Here is a 17,376-nt window from a genome sequence, read left to right on the forward strand (position 1 = left end):
AGAAACAACATGCAAAAACCGATCAGAGAACAAAAGGCTGTACTCATCATCTTATTAAGCAACATATTTATTGCGTTTTTAGGCATCGGATTGATCATTCCCGTTATGCCGCTGTTTATGAATGTGATGCACTTGACGGGCAGCACAATGGGATACCTTGTCGCTGCCTTCGCCGTCGCGCAATTAATTGCATCCCCCATTGCGGGAAGATGGGTTGACCGCTTCGGCAGAAAAATCATGATTCTCGCCGGACTGTTTTTATTCGCATTATCCGAACTGACCTTCGGGTTGGGCACACATGTCTCCATTTTATATTTCGCAAGGGTGCTGGGGGGCATCAGTGCCGCTTTTATCATGCCCGCCGTTACAGCGTATGTCGCAGATATTACGACGGTGCAGGAAAGATCGAAGGCGATGGGCTATGTATCTGCCGCCATCAGCACAGGGTTTATCATCGGGCCCGGCATAGGAGGATTTATTGCCGATCACGGCGTTCGTATGCCGTTTTTCTTTGCGGCGGGAATTGCATTTATCGCAGTGATTTCCTCTGTCTTTATGCTGAAAGAGCCGTTAACTAAAGAAGAACGCGCAAAGCAGATGGAAAGCGCCAAAGAATCAACCTTCTTAAAAGATTTGAAAAAGTCGATTCATCCAAGCTACTTGATCGCCTTTATCATCGTTTTTGTTTTGGCATTCGGGCTGTCGGCGTACGAAACGGTATTCAGCTTATTTACAAACCATAAATTCGGCTTCACGCCAAAGGATATCGCCATTATTATTACGTTCAGCTCCATTGTGGCAGTCCTCATTCAAGTGCTCGCGTTCGGCAGACTTGTCAACTTCCTCGGGGAGAAAAAAGTCATTCAGCTTTGTCTGATCATCGGCGCTGTGCTGGCTTTCGTTTCTACGGTGATATCAGGGTTTTTGCCCGTGCTCGCTGTCACCTGCATCATTTTCCTTGCGTTTGATTTACTGCGCCCGGCACTGACTACTTATCTATCGAAGATCGCAGGAAATCAGCAGGGGTTTGTTGCCGGTATGAACTCAACATACACGAGTTTGGGCACCATTTTCGGCCCGGCTCTGGGCGGTATTTTATTTGATATGAATATTCACTTCCCATTTCTGTTCGCAGGTGTGGTTTTATTTCTCGGTCTGGGATTGACGCTTGTGTGGAAAGGAAAAGCGGGCGAGGTTTCGGAGTAGGGTGCACTCACCCATCTCCGGAGCTTTTTTTGTGTTTTCGATAAGAAAAATGAATGGATTATGAGAAATAATTCATTATTTATTTATCTCAAAATCTATACTATAGTAATAGTAAGGTTAACGAGCTTAACAATTTAATATGAATGTTTCAGGAAGAAGGGTTTTCATTGAAGAAAGACAAACATCTCCTTACAGATATCTGGTTTATTCTCATCAGTGCGGCAGGGGGGTTTCTTCTTTCGCTTACAGGGATGTCGATCGCCTGGATGCTCGGAACGCTTGCCGCCGGCTGCATCCTATCCATGACGAGGCCCCGCTGGCTGTTCATGGCGCCTGACAGAAGAGGGATTCACCGCAGATGGCTTGCGGCGGGACAAATGATCCTCGGCATCGAACTCGGCCAGAAACTGAACCTGTCCGTTCTGTCGGTTTTACGGGAGCATTGGCTTCCGGTAGGCTTCATGCTGATTTTCTCTATCGTGATGGCGCTTGTTTCCGGATATGTGCTCTTTCGGTTCAGCCGGACGGACATGATGACAAGCTTTGTAGGCACGGCGCCGGGCGGTTTATCCGCCATGCCCGGTATCGCCCAGGAAGTCGGCGCAAACACCGCGATTGTAAGCCTTATTCAGCTGACGCGCGTCCTTTTGGTCGTCATGACAATACCGTTTCTCGTTATTTTCTTATTTACCAAACAAAACGGTGCGGCTCAGACATCAGCCGGAGCCGTTTCAGCAGGAGCTTCACATCCGGGCCTTGTCTCCGTCTTGTTAACGGCCGGATTTATTTTGGCTGCCTGGCTTGCAAGCAAAGGCGCAAAACGGCTGAAATTTCCCGCCCCTTGGCTGCTCGGCAGCATGATCGGCGTTGCTGCTGCGGAAATCGGCGTGTCCGCCTTGGCGGGCAAAGACATGCTGGCCTGGTGGCCGCCGGAAGCGAACCAGCTGTCACAAATTTTTCTCGGCGCCACAATCGGATCAAAAATGTACAAAAGCATGTTCACCGGCGTGACGAGAGTGCTGACCGTCGGGTTTATTTCTTCCGTCGGATTAATCGCCGCCATGATTCTGAGCGCGGTTGCCGTTTCTAAATTAACGGGCATCTCCATGATTACATCGGTTCTCGCCTTTTCTCCCGGCGGGATCGCCGAGATGGCGGCGACTTCGATCACCCTGCACGAAGACTCGACTTTCGTCGTCGCGGTTCAGGTCATCCGGATCGTTCTCGTCATCGCCATGCTTCCGCCCTTCTATCGGCTGCTGCACCACCTTTCTCAGCTGAAACGGGCACACGGCGAAAGAGGCCGGGCAGAAAGAGGAACATGATCCGAATAAAAAAACACGCATCCATATGCGTGTTTTTTATTTGAACAGCTCTCCGCCGCCATTTACAGACCGCCAGTTTGCTGAAAGATCACGGAACAGCCGTTCAGCAAATAACAGTTCTTCATCTGTATAGCGGTCTAAAAACGCCAAGAGCCGCTGTTTTATCAATTCATGATATTCATGATGAAGGGAATGCAGCTCTTTCCCGGCAGGAGTCAGCCGGAAATAGACTTCTTTTTTATTGTCGCTCAGCCGGGTTCTGCGCAGAAAGCCGGCTTCCAAAAACTTCGCGCAGCTTCTCGACACGGTCGGCTTTGTCGTCTTCATTTTTTCCGCTATTGACGTGACATTGATCGGTTCATGATCTCCGATACACGACAAAATGTGAATTTCCGTCAAGGTCAATTGTAATTTTTTCCCGTTTCCTTCACGGAGTTCATCCATCCGTCCGGCCAACGACGCCCTGATATCCTCCTGGCACCTCTCCTGCTCGTGAAAAATATCTGTCAGCCCTTCAAGAATCATGTGTTTTGCATGGTCTGGCTGTCTTCTGTCCAACTGCTGAGTCACCCCTCCGAATTGATTGTTTCTTTTACTATAACGTTTTGTTACACAAGAAACAATCACACAGGTGCATAAAAAGGTTATCAGATGAATAATCCCCATCTCTCCAAACCGGCCAGAACGGCTTCTTCCGCTTCACGTCCCGAGCCGCCGGCTGCCCATGCCGCATGGCCGTCCGGCCGGATTAAAACGGTGTGGACGTCGTTCCAATCGGCACGTGTTTCAGCAAGCTCCGCCCTGACTGCCGCCACGCTGTCCGTATCAATACCGGCGGGAATGCTCCCTCTTAATGACAGAAGCACAAAGCCGCCCTTGCGGAGAAAATCATACAGCCGGGCCGGCCGCCCGTCATGAAGGGTCAGTTCGATATCCGGCAGGCGTTTTCCGTTCAGCGTATGCGGCGGCAGCTCCGCATCCGGTTCATAATGCAGATCAAGCGCGGATACTTTTCCCGCCAATAAACGGTTGGACTCCTGAAAATCCAGCAAAGCGGTCATCGTTTCTCTTAATGCCATCCCCGACTCGGTAAAATCCATGAGCTTGATCTGCGTTTTGATATTGTGCAGCACTTCTTTTCCTGTGCTGTGCCTTTCCTGATGATAGCTGTCCAGAAGATGAGGCGCCGCTTTTCCTTTCATTTGCGCCGCCAGCTTCCAGCCGAGATTGACGGCATCCTGAAGCCCCGTATTCAGGCCTTGGCCGCCTGCGGGAAAATGAATGTGCGCCGCATCCCCGGCCACAAAAACCCGGCCGGAGCGGTACTGCTCAGCCTGACGCTCGGCATTGCCGAACCGCGACATCCATACCGGATCACTCAATCCGAAATCAGTGCCGCATATCCGCCGCAGGTCTTCTTTCAGCTCATTTTCGGTGACCGGCTCTTCCTTCCGCTTTTGCGGAGCGTGCGGAGAAACGATGAGGACGCGGAAAAGTCCGTCCGTAAGAGGGACAATCACAACCGATCCCTCCAGGCGGCACGTTGACAAAAAGGAAGATTCGGGCGGATGTTTCAAAGCGGCATCACAGAGGGTTCCTGTTAAATCGGCATCAGTGCCCGAAAAAGCGATGCCCGCCTGTTTCCTGACAATGCTCCCCGCTCCGTCTGTACCCGCGGCATATAAGCTGTGAAGAGTGCGGATCCCGCTTTCGTCCCGGAACACCGTCTCCACTCCGTCATCCGTCTGGGTGACAGCCACCGCTTCCGCCCCGCGGATGATGTCTGCGCCGAGACTTGATGCATACTCCTCCAAAATCCGCTCCGTTTCTGCCTGAGGCAGCATTAACGAATAATTCTGCTTCGTATCCAGCCGAGAAAAATCCAGCCGTGTATCCAGCATGGAAAAATGGCCGGAAGACACCTTCGTCCCTTTTTCCAAAAAGCGTTCCAATATGCCTCTCATGGCAAAAAGCTCAAGTGTGCGCGGATGCATGATAAGCGCTTTGGAATATGCCACCGTCTTCTTCAATCGTTCAATAACAGTCGTTTTCACTCCGGCCAGCGCCAGTTCTGATGCAAGCATAAGCCCGACCGGACCTCCCCCGATAATGGCAGCCTGTGTTTTCATCTCATCAGCCCTCTTTCATATTTTTTGTTACACACGTAACAAAATCACCAAAAAATAAAACGCCTCCTTTTTTGTTTCGCGCGTAACAATTTTCATTATAGTCTTTCCTCTGCTTTTTTACAATCATTTCCGAAAAAAAAGACGCCGTTTACTTGGCGTCTGATTCATTGATGACTCCGACAATGTCTTTATCCTTAATCGGGCCGAAATGACGGCTGTCGAGGCTGTATATGCGGTTGTCGCCAATAACAAAGTATTGTCCCTTCGGTATGCTTTTGCGCCCGGTCGTTTCCTTCAGCGTATAATCACCGGTCACATGGCTCCCGGCGGACAATGATGACTTTAACGGTTTTAAAAACGGTTCCGCCACCCGTTTTCCATTCACATACAGCTGATCCTCCCTGTATGCGATTGACTCACCGGGGAGCCCGATGACACGTTTGATCAGCACTTTGCGGTGCGGGCCTTTAAACAGGACAATATCGAAACGGCGGATCGTTTTGTAACGATGGGAAAACTTGTTGACCATCAGCTCATTTCCTTGTTTAAAGGTCGGATTCATGCTGATTCCTTCGACTTTATAATCAATAAAAATGGCATTCTTTAATTGTATGGCCAAAACAACGATAAGCACGCCGGCTATAAACCAAAATCGTTTTTTCAAGATTCCTGTCTCCCTCCGTCTTTCTCATGCTGACTGATTCTCGTCTGTAAACGCCGTTCGATATGCTTTCCGGCATACCACAGCACCGCGATCACCATTATGGCGCCCGCCATTCTGAAAGGCTGTGTCATGAGTGCGTGTAGATCATATCCGATAAAGCTGATCATAAAGATCATGACCATTTTCCCCATAGCGGCTGCTGATATAAACTGCAGCGCCCCCACCCGTGACAGACCGGCAACGATATGAACCGCAGCGGACGGCGTAAAGGGGAAGCAAAGCAAAATAAACAGCGGACCGAAACCGTGCCGCTCAACCCAGAGCATCATCCGCCTTATGGTCTGATGCCTGCGGATGAAACCGAAAGCTCTTTTCTGTCCGAAACGGCGGACGGCATAAAACATCAGCATCGATCCTGCCGCAGACCCGAGCCATGACAGAAAAAAACCTTCCCACAAACCAAATGCATTCGTATTCGCCACCACAAATACAACGAGCGGCAAAAACGGAAGAAACGCTTCAATAAAAGGCAGTGCAACCGCAGCCGCCGGGCCGAAAGCTCTATAGCTTTGGAACCATTCCGTCAGCCGTTCCTCAGTCAAATATGATAAAAATTGCTCCAACGTTTATACTCCTTAACGAGTTTGTCTATCCTTATTCTACACATTATCTCCAAAAAACGAAAATGTTTACGAGATTTTCCGACTTGAAATATCGTGTAAGCGAGTATAAAATAAGAACAAACGTTCCCTTTTTTAAGAAAGAAGGAGTATTTATGCCTGACATCCGGAGCGGCACCCGCGATCTCATCGAAAAAGGGCTGTTTCTGCCCATGGCGGCTGCCATCCTGAACCGGGACCTCGAAGCGCTTGATTCGTGCCCGTTCAAATTAAAACAACCCTATAAACAGCTTATCAGCTGCTCTTTAAAATTAGCACAAAAGGATTTGAGTGATGTTCGAAAAGAGTTAAGAAAGCGTAAAATTAAAATATACGAAGCGGAAAGAGACGAAGCATTTACGCTTTATATATGCACCATTAACGGCTATGAAGAAAAACACCGTTATTTCAACCCAAGAATAAGGGAACAGGTAACCGTCTTATTAGAATATTATCTGTCTCTTGCGACCATTTAAAAAGCAGCCGGGACTGCTTTCCCTTTTCAGTTAATAAATTTCAGACTATTCACACTATACATTCGACATGATTTTCTTTATAATCGGGACACGCTGTTTTCAATGAAAAGGAGGAATGTTATGAAACTGATTCATGTTCTCGCCGCCCTGCCCTTTTTCGGAATTCTCGCCGGCATTCCATTTGCCAACCGGGTGACGCCTTATGTTTTCGGAATGCCTTTCATTCTCGCATATGTCGTCATCTGGGCGGTGCTGACTTCCGTTCTGATGGCCGCCGTTTACAAATTGGACAAAGAAAACAAGGCGGGTGAGACGGAATGAACGCAGCATTTCCCGTAATGGCCGCCGTGCTCCTGTTTTGTGTATATCTCGGAATCCGGGCCCGAAAAGGAAAACATATGGACCTTGAACAATGGACGGTGGGCGGACGCGGCTTCGGCACGATGTTTGTCTTTTTATTAATGGCGGGAGAAATATACACGACCTTCACATTCCTCGGCGGAAGCGGATGGGCTTACGGAAAAGGAGGCCCGGCCTTTTATATTATCGCGTACGGCTGCCTTGCCTACATTTTGTCATATTGGCTTCTGCCAGCCGTGTGGACTTACGCCAAACAACACAAACTGATGTCGCAATCAGATTTTTTTATTTCAAAATACAACAGCCCGCTCCTCGGCATTCTCGTATCGCTCGTCGGCATCGCATCCCTCATCCCCTATCTCGTCCTGCAGCTGAAAGGGCTCGGATTAATTGTTTCAGCAACGTCATACGGACAGATTCCGCCCTCCGCCGCTGTCTGGATCGGCGCTGTCTCCATCACAATTTATGTGATGATTTCAGGAATCCACGGTTCAGCGTGGATATCCGTCGTCAAAGATATCATGATTTTAGGCATCGTCCTGTATTTAGGCATTTATCTGCCCATTCATTACTATGGCGGGTTTACGGAGATGTTCAAACAAATTGACGCCGCAAAACCCGGTTTTCTCACGCTGCCGGAAACCGGACAGAGCGTTTCCTGGTTCAGCTCAACGGTTTTGCTGACCGCCCTCGGCTTTTATATGTGGCCCCATACCTTTGCCGCTTCCTATTCGGCGGAGCATCCGCGGGTGTTTCGGAAAAACGCGATCATCATGCCTCTTTATCAGCTCGTCCTGCTGTTTGTCATCTTTACCGGATTTGCGGCAATTCTGCAGGTGCCCGGTTTAAAAGGGGCGGACACGGATCTCGCCTTATTAAAGCTGTCTGTGAAAACCTTTGATCCCTGGTTTGTCGGACTGATCGGATCGGCGGGCATTCTGACGGCGCTAGTACCCGGTTCAATGATACTCATGGCCTCAAGCACGCTGTTCGCCAAAAATGTGTACAAAGCCATTCTGCCCGGCACGACTGACGAAAAAGTCTCACGGCTCGCAAAATACGCCGTACCCGTCATCGCGCTGATATCCGTATATTTTACGCTGAAAGGCGGAAATACCATCGTCACCTTGCTTTTAATGGGCTACAGCCTTGTCACCCAGCTTTTCCCCGCCCTCTTATTCAGCCTGCCGAAGCGGCGTTTCATCACAAGCCACGGCGCTTTTGCCGGCATAACGGCCGGGGTCGGAACGGTGGCCTTCATTACGCTGACCGAATCAACCGTCGGAACCCTCTTTCCGTTTCTTCCGCAGATCGTTAAGGATATGAATACAGGCATCATCGCGCTGGTTCTGAACATTGCCGTCATGTTTCCAGTCAGCGCCGCAGTCAGAAAAAAACAAATCAGCGCAGCCGAAAAGGCGGCTTAATGATAAAATAGCGGTAAGACACATGAAGGGGGAAAGCCGCATGATCATGACAACGACCGAAACCGTCGCCGGAAAACAGATTACGGAAGTAAAAGGCTTAGTGACAAGCAGTATCGTCCAGTCCCGTCACATCGGAAAAGACTTGCTTGCAGGCTTAAAATCTGTCGTCGGCGGCGAATTAAAAAGCTATACCGAAATGCTGGAAGACTCCAAAAAAGCGGTGAAAGAGCGGCTGATCAGAGAGGCGGAGCAGCTCGGAGCGAACGCCATCGTCGGCCTGCGGTTCGAACTGACCGCTGGACAGAACACATCCGAATTAATCGGATACGGAACCGCCGTCACCGCCGAATCCATTTAAAAAAACAAGCCTCTTTAAAGAGGCTTGTTTTTTTATTTCTCACATGCGATATAGTCTTTATCCCGGTCAAGTCTTTTATTTGCATTATAAAGCGCTTTTGATACATACGGCTTGTACTTTGTTCTGCCGCCCTTGTTTTTCACTTTCGACGATTTGGCCACGCCGCCCTTATACACCTTATTCAGCGCCTTGCAGTTTTGATACGTTTTTACCTTTGTTTTCGCTTCTGCCGTCTGCCCCGCTCCGTATGAACAACCGAACACCAGGCCGAAAGACAAAAGCACAGCTGCCGTCTTTTTCATTTCTATCCTATCCCCTTTCCTGAATCATGCTGTATGGCTGAACATATCATAGTTCAAATAATCTCCATTTACAAGATAAATAGGAAAATAGTTTTAATTTATGTCCGCCCGTATATCTTTTATGGAATTTTTCCCAAAACCTTTTATAATATGAATTGATAGCGCTATCTGACTATGATGATAGGAGGAGAAATGATGATGAAAAAAGGGCTTGTTGCGGGTGTTCTCACTACAGCCGTTCTATTCGGCGCATGTACGGCGGATATTCCGGGGGTGATCAGTCCAAATACGGCGGAAGCGGCGTCCCAGCTCAGTAAAGGAATCGGCGGAAGGGCCTATCTGAACAGCACGGGCTCAGTTCTCGTCACGAAAATTCAGCTTCCAAGCTCGATTCAGGTGTCAAATGGGACAGCCTATATTTACTCAGGATTTACCGGAGGCACAGAGGCTGATATCGGGCTTCAGTACAGTGACACCTATCATGTATGGAAACCGATCATGAAAGTCGGTTCAAAGGGACAAGGCCAGGTCCGGTATCTGGAAGGAGAAAGCCAATTCACCTATACGAAAGGCTTCCGGCCCGGCAGCACCGTACAGCTGACCATTTACAAAAATCTGAACGGCAATACCCGCGCCACATATTGGGGCACGAATAATGACGGATACACCGGCCGCATCATCTCAGAACTCGCCCAAACAAATGTAGGCTCTGTCTCAAAATGGAAAGCGCTCGCCACCGTTGCGGTCACATCAGAGGATCAGCGCCCTTACATCAAATCAAACTTCTCAACAGCCTTTACGAACATCACGATCGACAATAAAGCAGTCACCCCTGTGATTGATACACAGGATTTTGCCAAATTGACAGTGTCAGGCAGCAGCGTCAGCATGTCTGTCGTCAAATAAAGAATTTTGGACGCACGATTTCTGTCATCGTGCGTTTCGTGAGGGTCTGCGGGATACGCAAATCCCTTATTTTTCGGATTACGTTTAATAAACAAACTCTGTTACATTCAAAATGTCGATTTCTATATAACAATTAGAGGAACCTCATTTGTTGAGGTTCCCCGTTATTCTCCAACTCACGCACCGGTTAACTTCACATACTGTCAGCCGGCTCAGGGCTGTCCAATTTTAGTTAGAATATAGCTTTAACAGGTCTTGTGCTGGAAAACGATCTGCATCGTTCGCCTCAACAAAATATGCCAACTGCCATTTTTGTGTTTCGATAGCTTGTTTGCTAGTGGGATTTTCCCATTCAGGGTAAACTCTAATTGCCATTTTTCCTTTTGTAGCGGCTGTTTTAAGGATATTTTGCTTTACAAGAACTTCTTTTGGAAAAACAAATTGTCCAAAATGATGATTACTGGCAAAAGTATTGATAACCAATAAATCAGCAGCTTTTTCATATGAAAAGGCTTGGTTTTTACCATCTCCATCTTTTTCCCAAAAAGCAACAAACTGTCCTATCTTGTTAGACGTTATTTTTGCGACTCTGAATCGAACTGACTTTGAATGCAGTTGAAACATACCGGCCCCATACTCTGAGTTTTGAGCTTCTTCTTGAATATCATGTATCGTTAAGTGATTTGGTTCATAAAAAATTTTATTTACATATGTTAACGCCTTATAAAATTCATTCACTGCTTCGTACTCCTTATTTTTTATAGTACGTCATCCATTGCTTCTTGATTAAAATGGGCTGATCATGTGTTTCCAATAAAAAAACAGCCCTCCTCAGGGTTGTTTTTTTAACATTTCTTTCATTATTTCCGCCAAAATGCTGAGCAGTCCGCCTTATCCTGAATATTGAATTGAATCACGCGTTCAAGCAGCTCATAATGCACCGGTTCAGTCCATTGAATTCTGAACAAACGGGAAGTAGCGCTGTAGCCGGCACAGGCAATGTCATCGGCAAAATGCGCAATTCCAGCTTCTTCGGGGGAAACACTTACATGATGCTTTGCTGCCGCAAAGCCGATAATAAAGGTGCCGTGATCGGTAAACATCGGCGTGTTCCACTTGATCTGCGCTTCTAAGTTCGGAAATTGGCCAGCCGTCCACGAGAGGATTTCCTCCATTCGCAGACGATGATCAGGGCTGTCGATACTTGATAAATAGTCTTTGAGTACGTCCATGTCTTCCTCCTTCAACATCACGTCCGCTAGCGCCAAAACCCCGGATTTTCAGCTTTTTCCTTGATGTTAAATTCGATGATCTTCTTAAGCAGATCATAGTGCACCGGATCAGTCCATCGAATTCTGAACAGGCGCGAAGAAGCGCTGTACCCGGCTTGAGCGATGTCATCGGCAAAATGCTCCATCGTCTCTTTTTCAGGTAAAATGCTCAAATGATTTTTTGCCGCGGCAAACATAATGATATAGGTGCCGTGATCGGTAAATGTCGGTTTGTTCCACTTGATCTGCGCTTCTAAGTTCGGAAATTGGTCAGCCGTCCACGACAAAATTTCCTCTGCTTTGAGACGGTGATCCGGGTTATCGATTCCTGATACATATTTTGCAAACACATCCATGCCCATCTCTCCTAAAATGAAATATCATTACTCTTTACATCATCATAGCCAACAGACGGACACGATACAACTCTGCCCGGGCATGCAAATCGAAAAAAGCCCTCCCCAAAAGGAGAGGACCCGTCCCTTCACATCACAGCTTTCTCTAATATCTCTCCCCCAGCTCCCGCAAAATAAAGTCGTAGATCATTCTTGTCCGCTCTTCTTTCGGATACAGCATGAATTCCTGCCGCTTCGGGATATGACTGCCCATCCTGTCCTGAAAAGTGGTTCTGAGATAGGCGGTTCTGTAAACCTGATTTTTTATATTAAAACTCTTAGCATCTAGCAATTCCCTTACTCCCACAAGGGATCAATCCTGTTGTTGCACAAATAACTTGGACAAAGAAAATCCAATAGAGATTCGAAAATGATTATTATACTGACGAAACATTTTCAACGATAATTATACAGGGATTTGTAAAAGGGTATTCGCAGACGATTATCGGAAGAGTTCGTATCTAAGCTAAGACGAGCTACCTAAATCCAAATGATAAATCAAATAAATGGTCTCCGCAATTCGGATAACTTAACGTCTTACTTAAAAAGTTCTCGTCTATATAGTAAACAAATCCTAACAACCATGTTATATAGTTTTCCCAACCAAAAAAAGCTCTCCGAAGAGAGCTTCTAAAAAGTCTGATCTTTATGAGCTTAATTAAATAGGGTCTCAATGTTCACATTATATCCCGCGCTTTTTAACTCTTTAATTATTCTGATCTTCCATCCATCATGTTCATCCATTGCTATGTATACTACTCCTGAAATATCATTAGGTGTTTCAATCTCCCCTTTAACAAGGGCAGCAATACGGGATCTTCCTAATCTACCTATTAGATACCCATGCTCAAAAACCACATTCTGTCTAGCTCTATCGTTTAGATTATCTTCTAGACCTTTTTTTGCACCTACATCACACGCTGTATATAAAACAATCCCATATCCAACATCGGCATTTTTTTCAATCTTTTCAATTATTGTTAGGCCTTCGTTCGCAGTATCCCTCAAAACAACGGGTTGCAGCTCTAACTCTCTAATAAATGATTTAGCTTTACTCAAAGCAGCCTCATCATGACCATGAACAATAAACACTTTAGTATTGTCTTTTTCAGACACCTTCCGTTCCTCAGCAATATTTATCTCTAATTGTCTCTCTGCTTTCAAAAACATTTCCTTAGTAATATCGCTACAGTGCTTGTCACCCAAGAAGATGTTGTCCTTACCCATAAAAATAAAAAGTCCTTCCGGTCTATTATAGTCATTTTCCCAGTCTACTATTTCCTGAATCTTCTTTTGTGTTTCCTTTATTAGTATCCTTGCTATGTTTTCAACCTCAATAAAATATCCATTAAAATGAATTCTTTCTTTTTTAAAATACGGTATTAATACTGAGCTTAAAACCTCTTCTTCACATTTATCGTATTCAAATATCCGACTATTTTCTCCATATCTCTCAATCATCACATGTTTGTACACTTTGCTCTAACTCCCATCAAAATTAGTATATACAAAAAACAGATCGGAAATATTAATAACCAATCTGACTTTTGATAGAGGTTAATTAACTCTAGAAGCAACCTCAAAGCTTTCGCTTCGTAAAAGGTCTAACTTCGTATTATTAAAAATAAAATTCCACTATTCTTGAAATTGTAATTATACCCGCTATCGTTAGGATTACGCCTCTCAACTCTTTAACCCCATTACCTTCCATGGAAAATTATATCATCATTTTCCTGAGTAGAAAGCGAATTCAGACAAAAAAATCATTTCAAGTAAACTAGTTGCTTTTTCCGTTCACAAATAAAAGCCCCGATTGATTTATCAGGACTCCGCATCATATATTTCTTTATTTTTCATTTTATTCTTCATCTTCATTAAGCGGTTCTGAATTTCCTTTGATTTTATTGAAATTTCCTCTAACGCATTTTCATTGGCTTCTCTAGTCATATCTTTAGGTGTTGATCCAATATACACTGCTTTTGACAAACTGACACCTCCGTAAAATGAATAAAACATTAACAGCCTAATTATAGCCAAAGCAAGTTAATTTAAACCCAGTTTTGTTCGGGTTTCATTTCAAATTTCTTTTAAAATAAAAAAGACATAGATATTTTCTATCCATGTCAGACTTGTAAGATATTTAAATAAGTGATAGTATTTATGTATCTCTGTATTCTAATGCACTAGAATACAGAGATACATAAAGGTGGTGTATATATGAAGTTATTTCTGGAATTCTTCGAGAGAATATCCAAGAGATTATCTCATATTATGATTTCTAAAGAGGGGATTAAAATTCAATTTAGAAAATGAGTTTGGGACGTAGCACTAGTTGCTGCGTCTTTTTTTATACAGTTATTTTATTTTTACTCTTAATAACTACTAGTTATTTTATTTTTATTCTAAATAACTTTATAATTATTTGTATTACTTATGCCGAAATTATTTCAATGGTTTTGTTTAATAGCAAATATTCAATTCATAAATCGACTTTTACTTGCTGTCAGAGTATCTTTAACACAATTCAACCAATAAAATCTAAATGAATTGATCCTTATATTTAACATTTAAATGCCAATCCAGGATTCTGTACTCTTACAAATACTCAATTCTTAATTCATTATACGATAGCGCATATCTTTTGTCAAAAAGATTTGTAATGCATTACAAATCTTCTAAGAGTATCTCCAATTACTTTAGTATTAATTAAACTCTACCTTTTCAGCTGCCCATTTTTCATCTAGAAAATCAATCTCGATATGACGTTTTTCAGAGCCTTCTTGAAGAGTTAGTTGTTTAGCACAATCATGATCCATAAAATCCTCTAGAAGCTTTTTAAATGCTCTCGCTTCACTATTATCAGATCCTGTTCCAAGGTATCCTTTGATCAGCATATTCAAATTCTCTGCAAAGAAATATGTCTTATATTTTATATCCGTTGCGCCCCTTTGGTGAACAATTTTTTTCAACTTCCCACCCATTTCGGCTATTGTTTTACGTACTAATAAATGTGTTCCTGTCAGACTTCCTTCTTCAATTGTCAAATCGATAAACTCTTTCATTATTGGAAAATTCCCATTGATTTCATATGATTTAACTTTGACCATGAATGTACCCTCCCGAATAATTAATCAACACCTTATCAAAAACAGAAGAAATTACGCCCTAATCCCAAGAGTATAATTTTACTACTAATGTAATTGTTTGTATAAAATATTCTTCGCAGGCTTCCTATTCTCCTCCTTCAGTGTCTGAAAACTTAAGCATAATTCGCAATTGAATATTTAAAAACCCAATTTGGAATCTGGGGTTTACTTTCTTAACAAAATGGAATTTAGCGATGCAGCATTAACTGCTCTTAAACAAAGTATCCGAAAAGAAGAAAAGATCCTAATAAAAATTAGGATCTTTCATAAATGATATAACTATAAAGAAAACATTTTCCTATTTAATTAACAGATTCAAAAACTCTTCAAAGTTGTCTGCTACCTGATAAGTTACAGGAGCAAATTCACCTGATTCTTCATGACTCCAAACGCACACTGATGGTTCATCTTTGTTTGATCTATAGTCCAAACAAACAAAATCACCGGCAAATAGTACGGCAATTGGCAAGATCTCAACTCCAACTAAATCCTCGTCATCGATTATTCTCTCATCTAACTGTGACATGGTAGCCCCTATATCGTACCACTCAAGTTCACTTTCACCTGTGATTTTTAAAATACATAGAAACCTATCAATGGCATAGTTATGCCCATTACATAAAAATTGGCTTTCTAAAGGTATTCCTCCACTATTTTGTTTAATAAAGGTTTTATAACTTTGAGGTAAGGTTATTCTCCATTTTCTTTCTTTTTCATCCAGCAGCTCGTCTGTTGGAAGTGGATTTATAATTGAATTTTCCTTCATATTCATAAGTCGTTACCTCCAAAATTTTTATCTTGGTGCATCTGCCCACATCCCTTTCGTTCTGCCTCCATTATGTATTGTAACATTATGAATGCCAAATGGGACTAACTCCATTATCCCAGGAAATTCAGTGTGATGCCAAGTCATGCCATCTCTGTGACCACCAATTGCCTTATCTAAATAATCAAATTGCACCTTATCAGAAGCATGCCACAATTCTTTTGGCAACGGAATTGTCTTTTCTACAACTCCAGCACCTTTGAAATCAGCAAACCCAAATGGCATCCCCTCTACTTTTGTTACTTTTATATTTGGGATTAACTGATTTGTAAGTGCTTTTTCTTTTATCAATTTCTTCTGCTTTCCTGTTAAATTTTCTCCACCTAAGATTGTATCATCCCACGACCATGGTTTATTAGAGTTTACTGTTTCTTTATATAATTGTGCATAGTCGTCTACTACATCATCAAAATGTTTATTTCCACTAATAAATTCTTCAATATTTTTTGTGTCTACTTTTTTCGCTAAGTCAGCTTTTTTAAGTCTATGCGCGGGCTTTTTAGTAACTTTTACACCAGTATTAGCACTTTTAGCCATCATCATCAATTTGTCTTTTAAACCTAAGCCGTCAACCGCATTATAAGGGACCTTTCCTATTCCTGCACCTGCTAACTGATGTTTTGAGGCATAAGGAAGCCACTCTGCTAAAGATATGTCTTTAACCGTTTGTCCGGCCTTGGTCACACTAGTTTTTACTGCTACCTTTGTAGTCGCTACTCCTGTTTTGGTTATAGATCCAGCACCTTTTGTTCCAAATATTGAAGTTACAACAGTCCCTACAGCATAAGAAACCCAATGTGCTCTAGAATATGAATCTCCATTTACCATATCTCGCTCATACGAGTCGGATATGGATTTTGCAATCATATTGTATGTATCAACAGGATGGATGACGGCCGTTACAACAGCTTCAATCGTACCTGCTGGATTGACCACCAAATCGTAGATGCCAGTGACAAAATCCTTCCCTACATCGTAAAGCCCAACCCCTACTCCTTTTGTAACGTTCCAGACCTGATTTCCTAATTCCTGTTGTGACTTTGCTTGAAGTAGTTGTCCATAGTAAAGTTTTTGATCAGACGTCAGATTTTCATAACCGACTTCAGTTGCAATGTCGATATAATCATCTACTGATAAATCCCCTGGCTTGTCCAATTTAGCCTTTAACTCTTTGATTCTACGTTTCTCTGCTTCTTCCTTTTTAATGCGTAAATATGTTTTCACTTCTGCATCAATATGTTTATGTGCTTTATATACTTCTGATTCATGAAACTTATTCGCATCATAATACATCGGTAGTGCTGATTTTCCTCTTCCTGTAGCAGCCATCAATGCAGAATAGAAAGATTTGATATGCTGCTCAATAGGTTCAGATTTGGCATATTCCATCACTAGTTCATGATCCAATTTATAAACAGCGTCTATTGTTTCTCTTCGGATTTTGTCAGCATCATTAAGTCGATCATTAACTGGCTCACTTGAAAACGGTGTTAAATGAATAATGTCGCTAATACCAGCAAATATTCCGGAAAGCTCCTGCTGTTGTTCGTCAATAATAATACGACTGTTTTTGATTCCCTGTTCTAATTGATTTTCGACAAAATGTTCATCAACAAATGTACCACCGGCAAGCCCCATATCTTCCAGCTTTCCTTCAATACTATTGAAAAAGACGATCTGCATCTCAGTGAAGTTCATATAAGTTTCGGTGTACAATGCTAAATCGTTAAAAAAAGCTTTAATGTTATCTGCGCCTCGGCCAGTGAAATCATCACCCAGATTAGACACATCTTCTAATGATTTCTTTAAATCGGATAGTTCTTCACGAAGTTGTTGATATTCTTTGGAGCGTTGTTGTGAGGACGTAATAAGCGATTGTGCATCAAGGATTTTCATAAAAAAACTCTCCCTTAATTTAATAAACAT

20 protein-coding genes and 1 pseudogene are annotated in these 17,376 nt (G+C 43.5%); 7 read left to right on the forward strand and 14 right to left on the reverse strand.

From position 1 onward, the window contains the following. Window positions 1-9: 9 nt before the first annotated feature. Together G9F50_RS12940 and G9F50_RS12945 are read left to right on the forward strand one after the other, a co-directional pair. Window positions 10-1,206, forward strand: coding sequence for an MFS transporter (locus G9F50_RS12940; RefSeq protein WP_165406558.1), 1,197 nt, complete (start codon window positions 10-12; stop codon window positions 1,204-1,206). Window positions 1,207-1,373: 167 nt separating this feature from the next. After that, the gene (locus G9F50_RS12945) at window positions 1,374-2,531 is read left to right on the forward strand and encodes an AbrB family transcriptional regulator (RefSeq protein WP_060562123.1); all 1,158 of its coding nucleotides are present in this window, start codon (window positions 1,374-1,376) and stop codon (window positions 2,529-2,531) included. A 36-nt stretch (window positions 2,532-2,567) separates the two neighbouring features. Here G9F50_RS12945 and G9F50_RS12950 read toward each other — a convergent pair whose 3' ends face one another. The 4 genes from G9F50_RS12950 to G9F50_RS12965 form a co-directional block, all read right to left on the reverse strand. Next, window positions 2,568-3,089 carry a MarR family transcriptional regulator gene (locus tag G9F50_RS12950; RefSeq protein ID WP_003155156.1) on the reverse strand — a complete coding sequence of 174 codons (522 nt, stop codon included), beginning with the start codon at window positions 3,087-3,089 and terminating at the stop codon, window positions 2,568-2,570. Between the two features lie 89 nt (window positions 3,090-3,178). Continuing rightward, on the reverse strand, window positions 3,179-4,660 hold the full coding sequence (locus G9F50_RS12955; RefSeq protein WP_060562122.1) for a monooxygenase: 1,482 nt from the start codon (window positions 4,658-4,660) through the stop codon (window positions 3,179-3,181). 148 nt (window positions 4,661-4,808) lie between these two features. After that, on the reverse strand, window positions 4,809-5,324 hold the full coding sequence (gene lepB, locus G9F50_RS12960) for a signal peptidase I (RefSeq protein ID WP_060562121.1): 516 nt from the start codon (window positions 5,322-5,324) through the stop codon (window positions 4,809-4,811). Further along, entirely contained in the window at window positions 5,321-5,947 is a 627-nt protein-coding gene (locus tag G9F50_RS12965) for a TVP38/TMEM64 family protein (RefSeq protein ID WP_060562120.1), read from the reverse strand. The genes lepB and G9F50_RS12965 overlap by 4 nt, the downstream gene beginning before the upstream one ends. Before the next feature lie 152 nt (window positions 5,948-6,099). Between G9F50_RS12965 and G9F50_RS12970 the strand changes: the two genes are divergently transcribed. From G9F50_RS12970 to G9F50_RS12985, 4 genes are all read left to right on the forward strand, one after another. After that, window positions 6,100-6,459 (forward strand): YhjD family protein, encoded by a 360-nt coding sequence (locus tag G9F50_RS12970; protein ID WP_060562119.1) that lies wholly within the window; start codon window positions 6,100-6,102, stop codon window positions 6,457-6,459. Between the two features lie 120 nt (window positions 6,460-6,579). After that, window positions 6,580-6,780, forward strand: a complete 201-nt coding sequence (locus G9F50_RS12975; RefSeq protein ID WP_003155162.1) for a DUF3311 domain-containing protein — start codon at window positions 6,580-6,582, stop codon at window positions 6,778-6,780. Beyond that, the gene (locus tag G9F50_RS12980; RefSeq protein WP_060562118.1) at window positions 6,777-8,246 is read left to right on the forward strand and encodes a sodium:solute symporter family protein; all 1,470 of its coding nucleotides are present in this window, start codon (window positions 6,777-6,779) and stop codon (window positions 8,244-8,246) included. The genes G9F50_RS12975 and G9F50_RS12980 overlap by 4 nt, the downstream gene beginning before the upstream one ends. Window positions 8,247-8,286: 40 nt before the next feature. Continuing rightward, entirely contained in the window at window positions 8,287-8,604 is a 318-nt protein-coding gene (locus tag G9F50_RS12985; protein WP_003155166.1) for a YbjQ family protein, read from the forward strand. A 32-nt stretch (window positions 8,605-8,636) separates the two neighbouring features. Here the strand turns inward: G9F50_RS12985 and G9F50_RS12990 are convergent, their stop codons facing one another. Then, window positions 8,637-8,906, reverse strand: a complete 270-nt coding sequence (locus tag G9F50_RS12990; RefSeq protein WP_003155168.1) for an excalibur calcium-binding domain-containing protein — start codon at window positions 8,904-8,906, stop codon at window positions 8,637-8,639. Between the two features lie 195 nt (window positions 8,907-9,101). Between G9F50_RS12990 and G9F50_RS12995 the strand changes: the two genes are divergently transcribed. Further along, window positions 9,102-9,812: a YrpD family protein gene (locus tag G9F50_RS12995; RefSeq protein WP_003155170.1), complete on the forward strand. Its 711-nt coding sequence runs from the start codon at window positions 9,102-9,104 to the stop codon at window positions 9,810-9,812. Window positions 9,813-10,040: 228 nt separating this feature from the next. Here the strand turns inward: G9F50_RS12995 and G9F50_RS13000 are convergent, their stop codons facing one another. The 9 genes and pseudogenes from G9F50_RS13000 to G9F50_RS13040 all read right to left on the reverse strand — a co-directional run bounded on the left by G9F50_RS13000 (window position 10,041) and on the right by G9F50_RS13040 (window position 17,346). Further along, window positions 10,041-10,550, reverse strand: a complete 510-nt coding sequence (locus G9F50_RS13000; protein WP_060562117.1) for a MepB family protein — start codon at window positions 10,548-10,550, stop codon at window positions 10,041-10,043. Window positions 10,551-10,672: 122 nt separating this feature from the next. Next, complete coding sequence (locus G9F50_RS13005) at window positions 10,673-11,044, reverse strand: iron chaperone (RefSeq protein ID WP_165406557.1); 372 nt, start codon at window positions 11,042-11,044, stop codon at window positions 10,673-10,675. A gap of 26 nt (window positions 11,045-11,070) precedes the next feature. Beyond that, window positions 11,071-11,439 (reverse strand): iron chaperone, encoded by a 369-nt coding sequence (locus tag G9F50_RS13010; RefSeq protein ID WP_045207079.1) that lies wholly within the window; start codon window positions 11,437-11,439, stop codon window positions 11,071-11,073. A 145-nt stretch (window positions 11,440-11,584) separates the two neighbouring features. Then, window positions 11,585-11,749: pseudogene (locus G9F50_RS13015) on the reverse strand (competence protein); the annotation flags it as partial. Between the two features lie 383 nt (window positions 11,750-12,132). Beyond that, the gene (locus tag G9F50_RS13020) at window positions 12,133-12,954 is read right to left on the reverse strand and encodes a TIR domain-containing protein (protein ID WP_045507169.1); all 822 of its coding nucleotides are present in this window, start codon (window positions 12,952-12,954) and stop codon (window positions 12,133-12,135) included. A gap of 345 nt (window positions 12,955-13,299) precedes the next feature. After that, a complete protein-coding gene (locus G9F50_RS13025; protein ID WP_165406556.1) occupies window positions 13,300-13,464 on the reverse strand; it encodes a hypothetical protein in 165 nt (54 codons plus the stop codon). Window positions 13,465-14,180: 716 nt separating this feature from the next. After that, complete coding sequence (locus G9F50_RS13030; protein WP_045507172.1) at window positions 14,181-14,585, reverse strand: hypothetical protein; 405 nt, start codon at window positions 14,583-14,585, stop codon at window positions 14,181-14,183. 337 nt (window positions 14,586-14,922) lie between these two features. Then, the gene (locus G9F50_RS13035) at window positions 14,923-15,396 is read right to left on the reverse strand and encodes an SMI1/KNR4 family protein (RefSeq protein ID WP_069448650.1); all 474 of its coding nucleotides are present in this window, start codon (window positions 15,394-15,396) and stop codon (window positions 14,923-14,925) included. 21 nt (window positions 15,397-15,417) lie between these two features. Next, window positions 15,418-17,346 (reverse strand): T7SS effector LXG polymorphic toxin, encoded by a 1,929-nt coding sequence (locus G9F50_RS13040; protein WP_069448649.1) that lies wholly within the window; start codon window positions 17,344-17,346, stop codon window positions 15,418-15,420. Between the last annotated feature and the right edge of the window lie 30 nt (window positions 17,347-17,376).

The sequence above is a fragment of the Bacillus sp. EKM206B genome (assembly GCF_011066015.1).
GTDB classification, from domain to species: Bacteria; Bacillota; Bacilli; order Bacillales; family Bacillaceae; genus Bacillus; species Bacillus velezensis.